This window comes from Pontibaca methylaminivorans (assembly GCF_900156525.1).
Lineage (GTDB): Bacteria > Pseudomonadota > Alphaproteobacteria > Rhodobacterales > Rhodobacteraceae > Pontibaca > Pontibaca methylaminivorans.
In genome coordinates this window covers 580,015-596,793 of record NZ_FTPS01000001.1, presented here as the reverse complement: position 1 = coordinate 596,793, position 16,779 = coordinate 580,015, and the positions used below count along the sequence as shown (strand labels likewise).

The 16,779-nt window shown below is 67.7% G+C and carries 16 protein-coding genes; 7 read left to right on the top strand and 9 right to left on the bottom strand.

Features of this window, described 5'->3' with window-relative positions; translation table 11 throughout:
• Positions 1 to 2 precede the first annotated feature (2 nt).
• Together B0B01_RS02960 and B0B01_RS02955 are read left to right on the top strand one after the other, a co-directional pair.
• Complete coding sequence (locus tag B0B01_RS02960; RefSeq protein WP_076650017.1) at positions 3 to 260, top strand: acyl carrier protein; 258 nt, start codon at positions 3 to 5, stop codon at positions 258 to 260.
• A 27-nt stretch (positions 261 to 287) separates the two neighbouring features.
• Positions 288 to 1,496: a beta-ketoacyl-[acyl-carrier-protein] synthase family protein gene (locus B0B01_RS02955; protein WP_076647168.1), complete on the top strand. Its 1,209-nt coding sequence runs from the start codon at positions 288 to 290 to the stop codon at positions 1,494 to 1,496.
• A 143-nt stretch (positions 1,497 to 1,639) separates the two neighbouring features.
• Here the strand turns inward: B0B01_RS02955 and B0B01_RS02950 are convergent, their stop codons facing one another.
• Positions 1,640 to 2,413 (bottom strand): invasion associated locus B family protein, encoded by a 774-nt coding sequence (locus B0B01_RS02950; protein WP_076647164.1) that lies wholly within the window; start codon positions 2,411 to 2,413, stop codon positions 1,640 to 1,642.
• A gap of 441 nt (positions 2,414 to 2,854) precedes the next feature.
• Here B0B01_RS02950 and B0B01_RS02945 point away from each other — a divergent pair, with 441 nt between their 5' ends.
• Positions 2,855 to 4,384 (top strand): helicase HerA-like domain-containing protein, encoded by a 1,530-nt coding sequence (locus B0B01_RS02945; protein ID WP_076647161.1) that lies wholly within the window; start codon positions 2,855 to 2,857, stop codon positions 4,382 to 4,384.
• An 84-nt stretch (positions 4,385 to 4,468) separates the two neighbouring features.
• The gene (locus B0B01_RS02940) at positions 4,469 to 5,608 is read left to right on the top strand and encodes a PQQ-dependent sugar dehydrogenase (protein ID WP_083946004.1); all 1,140 of its coding nucleotides are present in this window, start codon (positions 4,469 to 4,471) and stop codon (positions 5,606 to 5,608) included.
• Between the two features lie 21 nt (positions 5,609 to 5,629).
• On the opposite strand, the gene B0B01_RS02935 is transcribed toward B0B01_RS02940, so the two are convergent.
• From B0B01_RS02935 to B0B01_RS13250, 4 genes are all read right to left on the bottom strand, one after another.
• Complete coding sequence (locus B0B01_RS02935) at positions 5,630 to 6,928, bottom strand: HlyC/CorC family transporter (RefSeq protein ID WP_076647159.1); 1,299 nt, start codon at positions 6,926 to 6,928, stop codon at positions 5,630 to 5,632.
• Between the two features lie 80 nt (positions 6,929 to 7,008).
• Positions 7,009 to 7,965, bottom strand: a complete 957-nt coding sequence (locus tag B0B01_RS02930; RefSeq protein ID WP_076647156.1) for a site-specific tyrosine recombinase XerD — start codon at positions 7,963 to 7,965, stop codon at positions 7,009 to 7,011.
• The gene (locus B0B01_RS02925) at positions 7,962 to 9,497 is read right to left on the bottom strand and encodes a hypothetical protein (protein ID WP_076647153.1); all 1,536 of its coding nucleotides are present in this window, start codon (positions 9,495 to 9,497) and stop codon (positions 7,962 to 7,964) included. The genes B0B01_RS02930 and B0B01_RS02925 overlap by 4 nt, the downstream gene beginning before the upstream one ends.
• The gene (locus B0B01_RS13250) at positions 9,487 to 9,636 is read right to left on the bottom strand and encodes a hypothetical protein (protein ID WP_200805401.1); all 150 of its coding nucleotides are present in this window, start codon (positions 9,634 to 9,636) and stop codon (positions 9,487 to 9,489) included. Before B0B01_RS13250 ends, B0B01_RS02925 begins: the two co-directional genes overlap by 11 nt.
• A gap of 80 nt (positions 9,637 to 9,716) precedes the next feature.
• On the opposite strand from B0B01_RS13250, the gene B0B01_RS02920 reads away from it, so the two are divergent.
• Together B0B01_RS02920 and aroB are read left to right on the top strand one after the other, a co-directional pair.
• A complete protein-coding gene (locus tag B0B01_RS02920; RefSeq protein WP_076647150.1) occupies positions 9,717 to 10,334 on the top strand; it encodes a shikimate kinase in 618 nt (205 codons plus the stop codon).
• Positions 10,335 to 10,347: 13 nt separating this feature from the next.
• The gene (gene aroB, locus B0B01_RS02915) at positions 10,348 to 11,463 is read left to right on the top strand and encodes a 3-dehydroquinate synthase (protein ID WP_076647146.1); all 1,116 of its coding nucleotides are present in this window, start codon (positions 10,348 to 10,350) and stop codon (positions 11,461 to 11,463) included.
• Between the two features lie 40 nt (positions 11,464 to 11,503).
• Here the strand turns inward: aroB and B0B01_RS02910 are convergent, their stop codons facing one another.
• Positions 11,504 to 12,583, bottom strand: coding sequence for a site-2 protease family protein (locus B0B01_RS02910; protein ID WP_076647144.1), 1,080 nt, complete (start codon positions 12,581 to 12,583; stop codon positions 11,504 to 11,506).
• A 78-nt stretch (positions 12,584 to 12,661) separates the two neighbouring features.
• On the bottom strand, positions 12,662 to 13,156 hold the full coding sequence (gene ssb / locus B0B01_RS02905) for a single-stranded DNA-binding protein (RefSeq protein ID WP_076647131.1): 495 nt from the start codon (positions 13,154 to 13,156) through the stop codon (positions 12,662 to 12,664).
• 236 nt (positions 13,157 to 13,392) lie between these two features.
• On the opposite strand from ssb, the gene B0B01_RS02900 reads away from it, so the two are divergent.
• Positions 13,393 to 13,977, top strand: a complete 585-nt coding sequence (locus tag B0B01_RS02900; RefSeq protein ID WP_083946215.1) for a lytic transglycosylase domain-containing protein — start codon at positions 13,393 to 13,395, stop codon at positions 13,975 to 13,977.
• Positions 13,978 to 14,113: 136 nt separating this feature from the next.
• Here the strand turns inward: B0B01_RS02900 and B0B01_RS02895 are convergent, their stop codons facing one another.
• The gene (locus B0B01_RS02895; protein ID WP_076647129.1) at positions 14,114 to 15,766 is read right to left on the bottom strand and encodes an ABC transporter substrate-binding protein; all 1,653 of its coding nucleotides are present in this window, start codon (positions 15,764 to 15,766) and stop codon (positions 14,114 to 14,116) included.
• Between the two features lie 127 nt (positions 15,767 to 15,893).
• On the bottom strand, positions 15,894 to 16,733 hold the full coding sequence (locus B0B01_RS02890) for an AraC family transcriptional regulator (RefSeq protein ID WP_076647127.1): 840 nt from the start codon (positions 16,731 to 16,733) through the stop codon (positions 15,894 to 15,896).
• Positions 16,734 to 16,779 lie beyond the last annotated feature (46 nt).

Below are 16,779 nucleotides of genomic sequence, written 5' to 3'. Positions count from 1 at the left end.
CCATGACCATTCGTGACAAGGTGATCAGTATCATCGCCGAACAGGCCGTGCTGGATCCGTCGGATGTCCAGATGGACAACACGCTTGAAGAACTCGGCATCGACAGCCTTGGTCTGGTCGAAAGCATCTTCGCCATCGAGGAAGCCTTCGACATCTCGATCCCGTTCAACGCCAACGAGCCGCAGGCCAGCGATTTCGACATTTCGAGCGTCGCCTCGATCATCAGCGGGATCGAACAGCTGAAGGCCGGGCAGGCGTGAGCCGGTTCCGGGCAGGATGAGACTCGCATGAACCGGGTCGTCATCACCGGGGCGGGCACCATCAACGCCCTTGGCCATGACGTGCCGCAGACGCTCGAGGCGATGCGCGAGGGACGCTGCGGCATCGGTCCGCTCGAGCTTCGCGACGTGGAGCGCCTGTCGATCCGCATCGGCGGCCAGGTGCACGGGTTCGAGCCCGAGACGCATTTCAACCGCCAGCAGATCGCGCTTTATGACCGGTTCACCCAGTTCGCCCTGATCGCCGCGCGCGAGGCGGTGGCGCAGTCGGGGATCACCTTCGAGGGTGAGGCGGGGCTGCGCGCGGGCGTGGTTCTCGGCACGGCCGGCGGCGGGGTCGGCACCTGGGACGACAATTACCGCAGCGTCTACGAGGACGGCAAGAACCGGGTGCACCCTTTCGTCGTGCCCAAGCTCATGAACAACGCCGCGACCAGCCATATCAGCATGGAATACGGGCTGAGCGGCCCGTCCTTCACGGTCTCGACCGCCTGCGCCTCGTCCAACCACGCCATGGCGCTCGCCTTCGAGATGGTGCGCAGCGGCGCGGCGCCGGCGATGATGACCGGCGGATCGGAATCGATGCTCTGCTTTGGCGGGGTGAAGGCATGGGAGGGGCTGCGGGTCATGTCCCGCGACGCCTGCCGCCCGTTCTCGGCCAACCGCAACGGCATGGTGCAGGGCGAGGGGGCGGGCATCTTCGTGTTCGAGAGCCTTGACCACGCCCGCGCCCGGGGCGCCGAGATCCTTGCCGAGGTGATCGGCTACGCCATGACCGCCGATGCGGGCGACATCGTCATGCCCTCGAAACACGGCGCGGCGCGGGCCATGTCCGGGGCGCTGCGCGATGGCGGCATCAATGCCGAGGATATCGGCTATATCAACGCCCATGGCACCGGAACGGCGGCGAATGACAAGACCGAATGCGCCGCCGTGGCCGATGTCTTCGGGCGCCATGCCGACAACCTGATGATGTCCTCGACCAAGTCGATGCATGGCCACCTTATCGGCGGCACCGGCGCGGTGGAGCTTCTGGCCTGCATCATGGCGCTGCGCGACGGGGTGATCGCGCCGACCATCGGTTACGAGGAGCCGGACCCGGAATGCATGCTCGACGTGGTGCCGAATGCGGCCCGCGAGGCGCGGGTCGATGTCGCGCTGAGCAACGCATTCGCCTTCGGCGGGCTGAACGCGGTCCTGGCGCTGCGCCGGGTCTGACCCCCCGGACCTGATCGGAAATCAGCAAACCCGCGCGCGGCTGCCGCAAGGTCGCAAGGAAGTCGCATGGAAAAGGCCGCCGCGATCATGTGCGGCGGCCCTGATGCCGGATCATGTGCCGGGGCCGGAGACCGGCCCTTTGATCATTGCTCGACCACGTCCACCACGTCATAACCGGCGGTGAAACCGTCCAGCGACAGGTTGAGGACCACCTCGTGATCGGGGGCCGGGGCCGGGCGCAGCTTGACCTGGGCGCCCTTGCCGCGCTTGAAGGTGTCCACGTCTTCCTGCGTCAGGCCGATCTGTGCGACGCAGCCGATGTCGGTGCAGAAGGCATAGCTGTAGCGCTTGGCCGTTCCGCCATCCACCGAGATGGTGAGCTGCGCCGGCAGCAGGGTTTCGAGCGGCACGATCACCGAGGCACCGGCAACCGCCTGGCCTTCGCCCTTGATGCGGAACAGCGAGATCTCGGCGACCGGGTTGTCGTCGTCGTCATGCAGAACCTGCAGGAGCGAGCAGGGATCCTCGTCGGTCTGGGTCTTGATGCAGGCGAGATCCCAGCTGCCGAACTTTTCCTTGGAATAGCGCTGCCCCGGCTGCGGATCGCCCGAAGTGATCGGCTGCCCGAGGTCGAGCTGCGGATCGTCGGCGCTGGCCGCGGGGGCCTCGCCTTCGGCCGGTGCCTCGCCTTCCGCGCCCTCTGCCGGTGCCGCCTCACCTTCGGCGTCGCTCGCCGCAGCGTCGTCGTCCGCTGCGGATTCGGCTGCGTCCTGCGTGGCGTCGGTGGCAGCGTTCTCCGGTGCCGCCTCTTCCTGCTGGGCGGTCTCGGCCTCGGGGGTTTCTGCCTCTTGCGCGGCAGTGCCGGACGCCAGCGCGAAGACTGCGACAGCGGCCAGCGGGGAAAGGTGTTTCAGCATCTGCTCTCTCATGGTTGCTGGAGGTGTTCCGTGGATCTGCTAGCACAGCGTTTCCCCGATGTCAGGGAATTCTGCATGATCGGCGGCAATCCGGACGGCCGCATTTCAGATCACGTTGAAAACCGCGCGCATTAAAAAAGGGGCCAATGGCCCCTTTTTGTTTATTTTCCTCCCCGTCGGACTTGGCCGACCTTGTAAGGCAGGACGTTATGCAGGCGGAATGATCCGGTCAACAGGGAATACCATAGGATCCCGTATAAATTTTCACTTTACCGGACTGACAGGAATATTCCTTGCCTGTAAGGAAAAAAGCCGTGCCCGAGGGCACGGCCAGTCTGACAGGGAGGAAACATTCACACCCGCCAGGGGCATCGGTGAATGATTTCCACTCTGGCAGAGAAAGGTTAACTTTGTCTTGGGATGCAGGAGGCAAGAACAGGTATGAGCGGTGCGATCTTCATCGGTGGCGGGGGCCCCGATCATGACGAGGCGCAGGAACTGGCGCTGCGATACGCGAACCGCCACGGGCTGATTGCCGGTGCGACCGGGACCGGCAAGACGGTGACGCTCCAGATCCTCGCGGAGGGCTTCAGCGAGGCGGGGGTGCCGGTGTTCCTGTCGGATGCCAAGGGCGACATCGGCGGGCTCGCGCTGCCCGGATCCGGGACGGCAAAGCAGCACGCCGCCTTTGCCGATCGCGCGCGGCAGATCGGGCTCGACGGTTATGGCTATCGCGGCTGCCCGGTCACATTCTGGGATCTGTTCGGCGAGGTGGGGCACCCTGTCCGCACCACACCGGCGGACATGGGGCCGCTGCTGATCTCGCGGCTGCTCGATCTCAGCGAAGCGCAGGAAGGGGTGATCAACATCGCCTTCCGCCTCGCCGATGAAGAGGGGCTCGCGCTGCTTGATTTCAAGGATCTGCAGGCGCTGCTGCTCTGGATCGGCGAGAACCGGGCCGAACTTTCCGCGCGTTACGGCAATGTCTCGACCGCGTCGGTAAGCGCGATCCAGCGCCGGCTTCTGGTGCTGGAAAACCAGGGCGGGGCGCAGTTCTTCGGTGAACCGGCGCTTGACCTTGCCGATCTCATGCGCTGCGACGCGGACGGACGGGGGATGGTGAACATCCTCGCCGCCGATCGGCTGCTGCAATCGCCGGCGCTTTATTCGACCTTCCTGCTCTGGCTGATGAGCGAACTGTTCGAATCCCTTCCCGAGGTCGGCGACCCGGACAAGCCCCGGCTCGTGCTGTTCTTCGACGAGGCGCATCTGCTGTTCGACGGCGCCCCGAAGGCGCTGGTGAACAAGATCGAACAGGTTGCCCGGCTGATCCGCTCGAAAGGAGTCGGGATCTATTTCGTAACCCAGAATCCGGCGGATATACCCGAATCCGTGCTCGGCCAGCTTGGCAACCGGCTGCAGCATGCGCTGCGTGCCTTTACCGCGAATGACCGGGCAAAGCTTGTGCAGGCCGCGCGCACCTATCGCGACAATCCCCGCTTTTCGACCGAGGAAGCGATCCGCGAGGTTGGTGTCGGAGAGGCGGTGACGTCGATGCTTGGCGACAAGGGCGTCCCGGGCATGGTCGAGCGCACCCTGATCCGCCCGCCGTCCTCGAAGCTGGGCCCGATCGACGCGGCCGAACGCCGCCGGATCATGGAGCAAAGCCCCATGGGCGAAAAATATGACCGGGCGGTGGACCGTGAATCGGCCTATGAGCTTCTGGAGGCCCGCGCCCGTGTCGCGGCCGATGCAGCCGGACAGGACGACAGGCTGGATGACCGGCAGGGCGGGCAGGCTGCGGTGCGCCGCGGGGGCGGCGGGCGCCCCTACGGCGGCCGGCACAGCACGGGTGCCGCGGGCGGCATCGGCGAGGCGCTCGCCCGCAGCGTGGTGCGCGAGCTTGGTGGCGCAAGCGGGCGCCGGCTCGTGCGCGGCGTATTGGGGAGCCTGTTCAAGGGGCAGCGCTGAACTCGCGGCGGCAATTTTCGGCGCATGCGTTGACGGGCGCGGCGCGGTCCCTATCTTTCGACACAGGTCAAGGGAGACGGTTCCATGTCGCGCAACGCCCTTCTATCCGTCCTTTGCATTGCCCTGCCCGGCGGGGGTCTTCCGGTGCTTGCCGCGGCAGGCGATGGAACCGGGGCGGGGCAGGCCGAGGCGAGCGCCTATGAAATCACGCAGGTTGCCGAGGGGTTCGAGATCCCCTGGGGGTTCGATTTCCTGCCCGATGGAAGCGTGCTCGTGACCGAGCGCGGCGGGCGGCTCTGGCATGTCGGCAAGGACGGCGAGCGGCAGGAGGTCGAGGGCCTGCCCGAGGTTTACGCGCGCGGGCAGGGCGGGCTTCTCGATGTGATGGTGCCGCAGGATTTCGACGAAAGCCGCGAGGTGTTCTTTACCTATGCGCATCGCACGGATGATGGCGCGGCGACGGCGCTCGACGTCGGGCGCCTGTCGGATGCGGCGGACCGACTCGAGGATATCGAGCGCATTTTCGAGGCGGTGCATCCGGGCAGCGGCAGCAATCATTTCGGCTCCCGCGTGGTCGAGGCGCCGGATGGGCGCCTGTTCATCACCCTCGGCGAGCGCCAGAACGCCGACGAGGCGCAGAGCCTCGCCAGCCACAACGGCACCGTTGTGCGGCTGGAGCGCGACGGAAGCGTGCCCGAGGACAATCCGTTCGTGGATGACGCGGACGCGCTGCCCGGGATCTGGTCCTACGGGCACCGCAATCCGCAGGGCGCGGCCATCGACGCCGAGGGGCAGCTCTGGGTGGTCGAACACGGCGCCAGGGGCGGGGATGAGATCAACCGCATCGAAAAGGGTGCGAATTACGGCTGGCCGGTCATTTCCTACGGGACGGATTATGATGGCTCCAGGATCGGCGAGGGCACCGAAAAGGCGGGGATGGAGCAGCCGGCCTTTTACTGGGATCCCTCCATCGCGCCCTCTGACATGATGATCTATTCCGGCAGGCTCTGGCCCGAATGGGAGGGGCAGTTCCTTGTCGGGGCGCTCAAGTTCGACCTGATCAGCCGGCTGGGGGGCGATCCGCTCGAAGAGATCGAGCGCATCAAAACGCCCGAAACGCTGCGCATCCGCGACATTGCCGAGGCGGAGGATGGCAGCATCTGGTTCCTGTCCGAGGATAACGGTGCGCTGTATCGCATGGCGCCCGAGCGAGGCCCGGAATGATACCGGTCAGAGCAGGCGAATCTAGAGCGGGCGGATCTTGAGCCCGGTCACGCGGTTGCCGTCGCGCGCGATCACCTCGAAGCGGAAACCGTGGAAGGAAAACACCTGCCCCACGGTCGGAATCATCTGCGCCTCGTGAATCACCAGCCCGGCGACGGTGTTGGCCTCGTCGTCGGGAAGGTTCCAGTCGGTCGCGCGGTTCAGGTCGCGGATGGTCATGGCGCCGTCGATCAGGAACTGCCCGTCCTCGGTGCGCTTGACCGGGGAATCGGCGTCGGGGTCGAATTCGTCGGTGATCTCGCCCACGATCTCCTCGAGGATGTCCTCGAGCGTGATCAGCCCGCGCAGGCTGCCGTATTCATCCACCACCAGCGCGAAATGCGTGCGCATGCGCAGGAACTGGCGCATCTGGTCGTCGAGCGTCGTCGTCTCGGGGATGAAATAGGGCGGCATCGCCACATCGGTGATGCGGAAATGCCGGAGCGCCTCGTGCCCCTCGGCCCCGGCGCTGACCTGCTGATAGATGGTGCGCAGCAGATCCTTGGCATGGATCACGCCGATGATGTTCTCGGGCTCGTTGCGATAGACCGGGAGCCGCGTATGCGGGCTGTCGATACATTGCTGGAGAATCGTATCGGCCGGCTCGTCCGCGTCGATCATCTCGATTCCCGAACGATGGAGCATGATTTCCTCGACCGTGCGATCGGCAAGATCGAGCGCGCCGAGAATGCGGTCGCGGTCTTCCTTTTCGACAAGCCCCTCGGAATGACCAAGCTGCAGCGTGCCGGCGATTTCCTCGCGCACGGCAAGAATGTGGCTGTCGGGATCGACCCGCACCCCGAGCGAGCGCAGCAGCAGGCGCACGAGGATCCGCACGGCCCCGACCACCGGCGCAAACACCCGCACCACCACGGCGATGCCGGGCGCGATCAGGGCAGAGACACGCTCGGGATTGCTGATGGCATAGGTCTTGGGCAGCACTTCACCGAAGATCAGCACGAGAAACGTCATCATCAGCGTCGCAAGCGCCACGCCGTTGTCGCCGAAGATGCGCGTGAACAGCGCCGTGGCGAGCGAGGCAGACAGGATGTTCACCAGGTTGTTGCCAAGCAATACCGAGCCGATCAGCCGTTCATTGTCGTCGGTGATCCCGAGCGCGCGCTCGGCGCCGCGAGACCCCTTGTCGGCCTGCACCCGCAGCTTGGCCCGCGACGCCGCCGTCAGCGCGGTTTCAGAGCCGGAGAAAAACGCCGAAACCGCGACCAGCAGGATGATCGCCGTGCTGGTGATCCAGAATGCGCTGTCGAATACAGACGCCATGATGTTCCGTTCCCGTGATTGGGCTGTTGTCGTTTATGGAGGTGCGGCGCCGGGCGATCAAGCGCCACGCCGCGCCCCCGTCACTGCGCATCGCGGGCGAGCGGATGATGCGTCAGCACCAGATCGCGCAGCCGCGCCTCGAGCACATGGGTATAGATTTCCGTCGTGGCAAGGTCGGCATGGCCGAGCAGCATCTGGATCGAGCGCAGATCGGCCCCGTTTTCAAGCAGATGGGTGGCAAAGGCATGGCGCAGGCGGTGCGGCGTGACGCGCGAGGGCGCAACCCCGGCGGCGACGGCAAGTTCCTTGATCAGCAGATAGAACCGGTTGCGGGTCAGGTGCCCGCTTTTCCCGCGCGACGGGAACAGGAACGGCGAGCCGCCCGCGCCTGCGCCCGCTTCCGCCCGGCGCCCGGACTCCGCCGCGTCGCGCAGGCGCAGCCATGTGGCGAGCGCCTCGCGCGCCGGGGGCGAGAGCGGCACCATCCGTTCCTTGCCGCCCTTGCCGCGGACCAGCAGCAGGCGGGGATCGCCGCGCGCGGCGGAAACGGGCAGGGCCACGAGTTCCGACACCCGCATCCCGGTGGCATAGAGCAGTTCGAGCAGACAGGTATTGCGCACCCGCGCCATGTCGTCGCGCCCGCTGGCGCGCGCCGCGGCAAGGAGCCGGTCCACCTCTTCCATGCCGAGCGTGCCGGGAAGTCGGCGGCTGCGGCCGGGGCCGGAAATGCGGATCGCGGGATTGTCGCTGCGCCAGCCCTCGTCGAAGGCAAAGCGGTAAAGCTGGCGGATCGCCGAAAGGCGGCGCGCCCGGGTCGATGTCGCCAGTCCCTGCGCGTCGCAATGCAGCAGGTAGGATTCGATGCATTCCTGCGTGACACCCGCGAATCCGCCCGCGCCGGGCGACAGCCAGGCGGAAAAATCCTTGAGATCGCGCCCATAGGCCAGCAGCGTGTTGGTGGCGGCGCCGAGTTCCGCCGCCTGCGCCTCGAGAAACCGGGCGATCCAGCCGTGATCCCCGGCCGGCCCACCGCTCATGTGCGCCGCTCGAGCAGCATGATCTGCAACGCCGCCCGGCGCGCCGTGTCCTCGAGCCCGACCCGGCGCAGGGTGGCGAGCGCGCCGGCGAGTTCCGGCAGGTTGCCCTCGGCCCCGGTGTCGAAAAGGACGATGGTGCGCAGGATGACCTCGCCAAGACGACCGCCGGCAAGGGCCTCCTGCAGGTCGTCGGCCGGGCGTGCGTCGGCGGCAAACCCTTTCGCGATCGCCTCGGCAAGCGGGGTCGGGGCCGGCGCATCGCCCGGCCGGCCGCGCGCCAGCGCCGCCAGGAAATCGTTTTCGGCGCTCCGGCGATGGGGGGCCTGCGCCGCCGCTTCATAGCCCGGGCCGAGCAGGCGGATGTGCCAGAGCAGATCCTGCGCCGCGCCCGGCCCGAGGTCGAGCTCCGCGAGCCGCTCGGACAGCAGCGTGGCAAAGGGCACTTCGAGCCCGCTGTCCTGCATCGCCGTCCAGACCAGCGGCAGGGTCTTTCCGATGGCGGAGGCGCTGCCGGAATCGAGCGCGGTCTCGAACCGCTGCACCGCGGCGACGCGCTCCCATACCCCGCCCGAGGCTGCGGGCGCGCGCGCCGTATAGAAGCCGAGCAACTGGTTCGGGGCCAGCGCGCCGGAGCGCACGAGCCGCTCGGCCGCCTCGATCTGGGCCTTCCAGCCGGCCACATCGCGCAGGTCGGCGGTGGCAAAGGCCCGCGGCAGGTCGCTGGTCGGCAGGCGCTCGCCGATCGTCTCGTAAAGGCGGAAGGTCAGCGGATCGGGATTGTCGGGCGGGGGCAGGGCGCGCGCATCCTCGGACAGTTCGGCATCAACGAAGCGATCGAGCAGCGCCAGGTCGCGCTGCGGCAGAAGGTCGAGCGCGCGGGCCGATTCGAGCAGCAGCATCGCCCCTGCCCAGTCGCCGGTTCGCGCGGTACAGAAGATGCGCGCAGCAAGCGAGGGCGCGAGATGGGGCTTTTCCATCAGCAGGGCGCAGCTGCGGTCCTCGTCACCGGTCAGCAGCGAACTGTCGAACCAGCGGGCGAATCGCGCCGCATTGCGCCCGGGCCCCGCGGCTTTCACCAGTTCGCGCGCCGGATCGACGGCGCCGAGGTCGATCAGGCGGTCGAGCCGCGCCAGCAGCAGGCGTTCGGCGTCCTCCTCTCCCGGGGGCGGGTTGGTCTCGGCCAGAAGCAGCGTGAAGAACAGCGACTGGAGCGCGGGAAAGTCGCGGATCCGCGCAGTCCTGATCAGGGTGGTAAGTTGCTCGACCTCGCTCCCGGCCCAGAGATTGGCGGGCAGGCCGGTCACCGAGCCGGGCACGAGCCCGACCGGCTTGCCGCCTGAATCGAGCGGGGTCACGCGGATTTTGGGTTTGCGCGCCGAACTGCTTACCGGCGGCTCCAGCAGCACGGGGCCGGTGTAATCCGACGAATCGGGGTCGTTCAGCCAGTCGATCGCCGAAAGCGGTGCCTCGGCCCGCAGGCCGGATGGCAGGGCCAGCAGCAGCGCCAGCAGAACCCCCGTCCTATTGACCATCCAGTGTCACCGGACGGCGAATCTCGCTTTGCGGGGCGCTGAAATCCACCCCGAACCACGGGCCGACATAAGCGTAGGCGACCAGCGCGACAAAGGCGAGGACGACGAGAAAGATGATGAACTTGAAGAGTCTGCCCATGGGGGACCTCACTGCCCGCTGCTGCGTTCTGCGCAACTTGTATATGGTCTTTTCTGCAATATCCCGTCATTCAAGACAACATGCGCGAGATCGAACAGAGCCCGAATCCGGGCAGCATGGGGACAAATCCCGGCCGCCTCAGGAAAACCGTGGCCATGGTCGGCATGATGGGGGCGGGCAAGACCGCGGTGGGGCGCGCCCTTGCGGCGCGGCTCGGCGTGCCCTTTCTCGACAGCGATGCCGAGATCGAGGCGGCGGCGAACATGAGCATCCCCGAAATCTTTGCCCGCGACGGCGAGGCCTTCTTTCGCGCGCGCGAAACCGAAGTCATCGACCGGCTCATGCGGGCAGAGGCGCCGGTGATCCTTTCGACCGGCGGCGGCGCGTTCCTGTCCGGCCGGAATCGCGAGATCATCGCCCGCAACGGGGTCGCGCTCTGGCTGCAGGCCGAGCTTGACGTGCTGTGGGAGCGGGTGCGCCACCGCAATACCCGTCCGCTCCTGCAGACGGCCGATCCGCAGGCCACGCTTGCGCGCCTTTACGGCGAACGTGTGCCGTTCTACGCCAAGGCGGAACTCGCCGTGCGCTCGGGGCGCCGGATCCCGATCGAGACCATGGTTGACCGGGTGATCGAAAAGCTCGCCACGCGGCCGGATGTGCTGGAAACGGGCGGGGCGGCGCCCGGCGGGGAACAATGAAAGGCAATGAGCCATGAGAGAGCGGGTCCATGTGCCCCTTGGCGAACGCGCCTATGATGTCGAGATCGGCCCCGGCCTGATCGCCGAGGCCGGCGACCTGATCGCGCCGCTGCTGGTGCGCCGCCGCGTGGCCGTCCTGAGCGACGAGACCGTCGCCGGGCTTTACCTTGATCCGCTGCGCGAGGGACTGGCGCGGGCCGGGATCGCGATGGAGGCGCTCGCGCTTCCGCCGGGGGAGGCGACCAAGGGCTGGCCCGAATTCACCCGCGCGGTGGAATGGCTGCTCGGGCAGCGGGTCGAACGCCGCGATGTGGTGATCGCGCTCGGCGGCGGGGTGATCGGCGATCTTGCCGGATTTGCCGCGGCGGTGCTGCGCCGGGGCGTGCGCTTCGTGCAGATCCCGACCTCGCTTCTTGCGCAGGTGGACAGTTCGGTCGGCGGCAAGACCGGGATCAACTCCGCCCATGGCAAGAACCTGATCGGTGCCTTTCACCAGCCCTCGCTCGTGCTTGCGGATACCGGCGCGCTTGGCACGCTCACGCCGCGCGATTTCATCGCCGGCTATGGCGAGGTGGTGAAATACGGCCTGCTCGGCGATGCGGAGTTCTTTGCCTGGCTGGAACAGGAGGGGCCGCGGCTGGCCGGTGGCGACATGGCGGCGCGGGTCGCGGCGGTCAGGCGCTCGGTGCAGATGAAGGCCGATATCGTCGCCCGCGACGAGACCGAACAGGGCGATCGCGCGCTGCTGAACCTCGGGCATACCTTCTGCCATGCGCTCGAGGCCGCGACCGGCTATTCCGACCGGCTGCTGCATGGCGAGGGCGTGGCGATCGGCTGCGCGCTGGCCTTTGACCTGTCGGCGCGGCTTGGCCTGTGCCCGCAGGAAGAGCCGAGCCGCGTGCGCGCCCATCTGCGCGACATGGGGATGAAGACCGACCTTGCCGATATCGCCGGCCCCCTGCCGGATGCGGAGGGGCTGCTTTCGCTCATGGCGCAGGACAAGAAGGTGGTGGACGGGCAACTGCGCTTTGTGCTGGCGCGCGGCATCGGCAAGGCTTTCGTCACTTCGGACGTGCCCCCCGGGGTGGTGCGCGGTCTGCTGGACGAGGGGCTTTCGGCCCGCGGCTGATCGCCGGCCTGCTCCCGCCTGCCGCTTCGGACCCGGTGCGTCAGTCCGGCCCGCGGCGGTGCACCATCAGGAGTTCGCCGATATTCTCGCGCGAGATATAGCCCTTGAAGCGGCCATTGCGGCCCACCACCGCCACGAGCCCGGAGGGAGAATCGCGCAGCCGCTCGAGAACGCGCTCGAGCCCTTCATCAAGCGGCACGGTCACGATGTCGCGGGTCATCACTGCGCTCACCACCTGTGCCGCGCTCCCCTGATCCAGCGCGGAAAACAGCGCGTTGCGTTCGAGAAAGCCGAGAATATGCCCCTCGCCATCCAGCACCGGGAATTCGTGCTGGGTGGTGCGGATCAGAGAATTCGCCGCAAGCTGGAGGCTGTCGTCCGGGTGCAGCGCCTCGTATTCGGTGATCATGGCATCGCGCGCCCGGAACCGCCGGCTGACCCGGCGTGCGGTGGCGTCGTTCGATTCGGCATTGGCCGCGAGAAAGATGAACCCGGCGATCAGGATCAGGATCACGTTTCCCCAGAACAGCCCGAGCAGCGCGAAACCGACCGCTACCGCCTGTCCGGCGCGGGCGGCGATGCGGGTCGCGCGCACCCGGTCGGTCCAGATCGAAAGCAACGCCCGCAGCACGCGCCCGCCGTCCATCGGAAAGGCCGGCAGCATGTTGAACACCGCGAGAAACAGGTTGAGCGCCGCAAGCTGTGCGAAAAAGGCGCGCCAGCCCGGAATGTCCGTCACGTCGCCGAGCATGGTCGCCGGCCCCGTGACAAGTGACAGCAGCGCCCAGATCACCACGTTCACCGCCGGGCCGGCCAGCGCCACGGCGATCTCGCGCAGGGGTTGTTCGGGCATCCGTTCCAGCCGGGCCAGCCCGCCGATCGGCAGGAGCGTGATGTCCACGGTGCGGATCCCGTAGCGGCGCGCGGTCAGCGCATGGCCGTATTCATGCGCGACCACGCAGGCAAACAGCGCCAGCACGAACAGCACCGACATCAGCGCCGCATGGGCACCGGCGCGGGCGTATCCTTCCCAGCCGATCCATGCCAGCAACAGGAAGAACGTGGCATGGATGCGCAGTTCCGAGCCGAACAGCCGCCCGATGGAAAACGACCATTTCATGACAGGAACATATCACATGCGGCCGTGGTGGCGATGGCGATCTTCGCGGGCATCACGGGCGATGCGGCAATCCCCGGATCAGAACGGAATGTCGTCGTCGAGCCCCTGCGAGGCACCGCCGCCCCCGCCTTGCGATCCCTCGCTGCTGCCGCCGCTGTAGTCGCCGCCGCCATAGCTCTGGTCGCCGCCGCTCCCGAAGTCGCCCCGCTGGCCGCTTTCGCCGCGCCCGTCGAGCATGGTAAGGCTGCTGCTGTAGGGGCGCAGCGCCACTTCGGTGCTGTAGCGGTCCTGCCCGCTCTGGTCCTGCCACTTGCGGGTTTCAAGCTGGCCCTCGAGATAGACCTTGGAGCCCTTGCGCAGATACTGTTCGGCAATGCGCACGAGCGGCTCGGCATAGATCGCGACCGAATGCCATTCGGTCCGTTCGCGCCGCTCGCCGGTGTTGCGGTCGCGCCAGGTCTCGGAGGTCGCCACGCGCAGGTTGCAGACCTTGCCCCCGCTCGGGAAGGTCCGCACTTCGGGATCGCGGCCGAGGTTGCCGATAAGGATGACTTTGTTGACGGATCCGGCCATGGTGTCCCCTGCCTGTGTTCGTGACGATCAATGCCCGAGCGCCTGCGCCGGGCTGCGGGCGGACGAATCCCGCGCCGCTACCTGCGGCGGCAGCCTATACGGCGAGCGGCAGGGTTGAAACACGATTTGTGAGCCGTGTCCTGTGCCGCTGGATTTGCCCGCAGGTGCGAATGATCTTCCATTTTGGACCGCCTGTCGTCATAGTGCGCGCCATCGAGGGACAGGATGTTGGGATCATGCTGCGTCTTGCGACGGGATTCGCTGCACTGGGCATCATGCTGCCGATCCTTTCCGGCAGCGCCGCTGCCGACGCCATGAAGGACCGGCACGCGGCCTATGCGGCCAAGACCCGCGTTCTCGACGGGCGCGCCGCGGCCCAGTATCGCAATTCGGTCAATCTTCAGCCGCCGAAGGTCGAGGTTCCCGGTGTCATCAGCGCGCAGTATGACGGGCGTTACCGCGGCGAATTCCTGCAGATGGCGCGCGATGCGGCGCGGCGCCACAATGTGCCCGAGGATCTGTTCGCCCGCCTCGTGCAGCAGGAATCGGGCTGGAATCCGCAGGCGGTGTCGCACAAGGGCGCCTTCGGTCTGGCGCAGCTCATGCCGGCGACGGCGCAGGGGCTGGGCGTCGATATCAGCGACCCCGGCCAGAACCTCGAGGGCGGGGCGCGCTACCTGGCCCGGCAATATCGCGAATTCGGCACCTGGGAGCTTGCCCTTGCCGCCTACAACGCCGGGCCCGAGGCGGTGCGCAGACATGGCGGTGTGCCCCCCTATGCCGAAACCCGCAATTACGTGCTGGTGATCGCCGGGCGCTGACCGGGACCGGGCAGACGGTTGCGGCGCCGCCCCTCGGTTGACAGGGCAGGCCGGGCGCTGTGTCGGGCGATCTTTCCGGCGGATGTGCCCATGTCGGGGCCATGGCGGGCGGAGTCCGCCAGGCGCTGCTGCCCGCCTATGCGGCAAAGCCGATCCGGTAGAGGTGGATCTCATGCGCGGGGTGCATCTCGGCATTTTTGATGCGCCCGGCATGATGGTTGAACAGCGCCCGCCAGTAGGGCTGGATCATCACCGCGTCGCGGCGCAGCAGGAATTCGATCTCGGCCATCACCTTGCGACGTTCATCGACATCGGCGATGGCGCTGGCCCGGGTCAGGAGGTGATCGAACTCCTCGCTCGCATAGCCGCTTTCGTTCCATGGCGCACCGCTGCGATAGGCCAGCGCCAGCACCTGCACCGCAAGCGGGCGATGGCCCCAGGCGGTGGCGCTGAGCGGGTGGCGGGTCCAGTCCGCGCGGAAGGCCGCATCGGGCAGGATCCGGCGGCGCACCCGCAGCCCCGCGTCCTGCATCTGTGCGGCCATGGCATCGCCCGTATTGCGCTGCCAGTCGTCGTCGATGGTGATGAGCTCATGTTCGAAACCGGCCAGGCCGGCCGCCTGCGCAAGTGCGCGGGCCTCGCCCGGTGCGAAGGGAACGCCGCCGATATCGGCATAGGCCGGGTGGATCGGGCTCACGTGATGGTTCGCGGCGATTTCGCCGCGGTTGCCCTGGCCGAGCTCCAGCAACACCGCATTGTCCACCGCGAGCGCCAGCGCGCGGCGCATGCGCAGGTCGGCATAGGGGCGGATCCCGTCCCGTTCGGCCTGCTGGTTGCCGCGCAGCACGATGGTGGCGGCGGTGCGGGCGCGGGTGCGGGTCCAGCCGATCGCGTCCATGGCGTCGATGAAACCGCTTACCGTTTCGTAAAGCAGGTCCACCTCGCCATCGCGCGCCGCGCTCACCCAGTCCGCCGGGTCGGGGCCGGGATCGACGAACTCCACCCGGTCGAGGAACGGGCCGCCAAACACGGCGCTGCCCCACCATTCATGTTCGCCGCGCTCGATCACGCAGCTTTCGCCCGGCGTGATGCCGAGCGGCCGGAACGGGCCGGTGCCGATCATCTCGGCAAAGGGCGCGTCCTCGTCATAGCCGGCATGGGTGATCGCCGCCGGAAAGTCCGCGAGACTGGCGATCAGCGCCACGTCGGGCACGGACAGGTTCAGCACGACCGTGCGCGCGTCGCGGATTTCGATCGCGCCCTTGCGGGCCTGCCCGGTCCCGGGGTCGATCAGCCCCTTCATGCGGGGCGCCATGGAATTGGTGCGGATGCCCTGGTCGCACCAGCCCTCGATATTGCGCCGCACGTCCTGCACGGTGAACCTGTCGCCGTTGCTCCAGCGCACATCGGGCCGCAGGCGCAGCACATAGCGGCTCGCGTCGGCGTTGACTTCCCAGCCATCAAGAAGCATCGGGCGGAACGTGCCGTCGCGCTGATATTCGACCAGGTATTCCAGGATGCCCCGGGTCAGGTTGCCGTGTTCGGACCACTCGTAGGAGCGCGGATCCTTGAGGCCCCGCACCGTCATCGCGACCCTGAGCGTGCCGCCCCTGCGGATCGCGGGGTTGGCCTGCGCGGGGGATGCAGCGCCGACGAACCGCAGCGCCGCCGCAGCCGAGACGCCAAGCGCGGTCACGCGGGTCAGGAACTCCCGCCGCCCGAGCCGGCCCGCGCGAAGCTCCTGCGCGTGCATCCGCGCGGCGGGGTGGATCGGGCCGGGCTGCGCCATCGTGCTTCCTTCGGTCCGGCGGCGGGGCAGGGCGGCGCGCGAACGGGGCGCGCGCGCATCAAAGCAAGCCGCAATTGCCGGTATTGCGCCGCAGTTTCGCGCTCCTGTCAATCGGGCGCGGTCGGGGTCAGGCGTCCGGGTCTCCGGTCGCCACCTGCTGCAGCATTTCGGGCGCCTTGCCGCTGTGGTCCCGCAGGAAGCGGGCGAATTGCACCGGCGAGGAAAAGCCGAGATCCCGGGCGATGTCCGCGACCGGCGTGCCGCCGGCGCCAAGCCCGCGCCGGCGGGCGGCATGAAGCAGCCGTTCGCTCAGCAGCGTGGCGGCGCTGCGCCCGGTCTCGGCGCGGCAGACGCTGGTCAGTTCGCCCGCACTCACGCCGAGCGCCCCGGCATGGTCGGATATGCTGGCCCCGCTCGCGAAATCGCGGGTGAGGCGCGCGAAATAGGCGCGGGCAAGGCGCTGCCGGTCGCTTGCAGGCTCGGCCGGGTGGGCGGCATGGGCGATCTGGCGCCGCAGCCAGATCGCGACCAGTTCGGCATGGGCAGTGATGGCGTGATCGCGGAGTTCCTGCGAGGTGGCCTGTTCGCGGGCAAGCGCCTCCATCCGCATGGTCATCTCGGCTTGTGCGGTTGCGTCGCGGATACGCAGATGATGCACGCCGGTGGGCAACGGCAGGGGCATGTTCGGCGGCACGATCAGCGCCTGCCCGAAACCCTGCCGTCCCGTATCCAGCGCGAAAAGCTGATAGGCGGGCACGAAGATCACGTTATGCGCGCCGATCCCCTTTCGCGCTCCTTCGAGCAGCGCCACCCCCTGGCCGCGGGTGATCCAGATCAGCATGTGATCGGGCCGGTTGTGCAGAAGGCCGAGTTCCCATGCGCCCTCGCGCGTCAATTGTCCGAGCGTGGCAACGCGGATCGAGGCCGGATCGGGCGACAGGGATGCGGGTTCGGGCGCGTCAAGCATATGGGGCGCTGTTCTTTCGTTGGCGAGTGCATTTTCTCCGGAGGCG

Bases quoted from the DNA above. Each gene is read 5' to 3' on its own strand.
- B0B01_RS02935 (WP_076647159.1), bottom strand. From the start codon at position 6,928: ATGGCGTCTGTATTCGACAGCGCATTCTGGATCACCAGCACGGCGATC.
- aroB (WP_076647146.1), top strand. From the start codon at position 10,348: ATGAGAGAGCGGGTCCATGTGCCCCTTGGCGAACGCGCCTATGATGTC.
- B0B01_RS02920 (WP_076647150.1), top strand. From the start codon at position 9,717: ATGCGCGAGATCGAACAGAGCCCGAATCCGGGCAGCATGGGGACAAAT.
- B0B01_RS02955 (WP_076647168.1), top strand. From the start codon at position 288: ATGAACCGGGTCGTCATCACCGGGGCGGGCACCATCAACGCCCTTGGC.
- B0B01_RS02900 (WP_083946215.1), top strand. From the start codon at position 13,393: ATGCTGCGTCTTGCGACGGGATTCGCTGCACTGGGCATCATGCTGCCG.
- B0B01_RS02950 (WP_076647164.1), bottom strand. From the start codon at position 2,413: ATGCTGAAACACCTTTCCCCGCTGGCCGCTGTCGCAGTCTTCGCGCTG.
- B0B01_RS02945 (WP_076647161.1), top strand. From the start codon at position 2,855: ATGAGCGGTGCGATCTTCATCGGTGGCGGGGGCCCCGATCATGACGAG.
- B0B01_RS02930 (WP_076647156.1), bottom strand. From the start codon at position 7,965: ATGAGCGGTGGGCCGGCCGGGGATCACGGCTGGATCGCCCGGTTTCTC.
- ssb (WP_076647131.1), bottom strand. From the start codon at position 13,156: ATGGCCGGATCCGTCAACAAAGTCATCCTTATCGGCAACCTCGGCCGC.
- B0B01_RS13250 (WP_200805401.1), bottom strand. From the start codon at position 9,636: ATGGGCAGACTCTTCAAGTTCATCATCTTTCTCGTCGTCCTCGCCTTT.
- B0B01_RS02910 (WP_076647144.1), bottom strand. From the start codon at position 12,583: ATGAAATGGTCGTTTTCCATCGGGCGGCTGTTCGGCTCGGAACTGCGC.
- B0B01_RS02890 (WP_076647127.1), bottom strand. From the start codon at position 16,733: ATGCTTGACGCGCCCGAACCCGCATCCCTGTCGCCCGATCCGGCCTCG.
- B0B01_RS02895 (WP_076647129.1), bottom strand. From the start codon at position 15,766: ATGGCGCAGCCCGGCCCGATCCACCCCGCCGCGCGGATGCACGCGCAG.
- B0B01_RS02960 (WP_076650017.1), top strand. From the start codon at position 3: ATGACCATTCGTGACAAGGTGATCAGTATCATCGCCGAACAGGCCGTG.
- B0B01_RS02940 (WP_083946004.1), top strand. From the start codon at position 4,469: ATGTCGCGCAACGCCCTTCTATCCGTCCTTTGCATTGCCCTGCCCGGC.
- B0B01_RS02925 (WP_076647153.1), bottom strand. From the start codon at position 9,497: ATGGTCAATAGGACGGGGGTTCTGCTGGCGCTGCTGCTGGCCCTGCCA.